Here is a 455-nt window from a genome sequence, read left to right on the forward strand (position 1 = left end):
GCGTGCAGCAGGCCCTGCGACTCCACCGTGCGCCGCCAGCCCGCCCGCGGGGTCGACGCCACGCGGCGCATCAGCCGCCCACGCTGGAGTCGCTGCCGCCGCCCAGGCCGCCGCGGGCGACGGTGCCGCCGTCGACGGGCACGCCGCCGCGCACCAGCGCCGCGCCCGACGGCGGCCTGGCGGTGCCGCCGCTGACGCGCTGGCCCAGGCCGAACGCGCGGGCGCCCAGCGGCAGGTAGTACCAGCCGAAGCCGCCGGCGCGCACGCCGTCGTCGTCGCACTCGTCGTCGTCCACGCGCTGCTGGGTGCGCTCGTCGACGCACACGCCGCGGTACTCCTCCTCGGCGTCGTCGTCGCCGGACCCGCACGCGGCGAGCCCGCCGGCGGCCAGCACGCCCGTCAGCCCCAGCGACACCGCCCGCGACCTGCGCCGGCGCACCGGCCCCTCGCCACCC

The 455-nt window shown here is 80.9% G+C and carries 1 protein-coding gene; it reads right to left on the minus strand.

The genetic code is table 11. The features are described 5' to 3' along the window. Positions 1-70: 70 nt before the first annotated feature. The coding region (locus tag GTR00_RS22510) for a hypothetical protein (RefSeq protein WP_205706456.1) at positions 71-455 on the minus strand (385 nt) is incomplete at its 5' end.

The organism is Kineococcus indalonis, assembly GCF_009906395.1.
Classification (GTDB): Bacteria; Actinomycetota; Actinomycetes; order Actinomycetales; family Kineococcaceae; genus Kineococcus; species Kineococcus indalonis.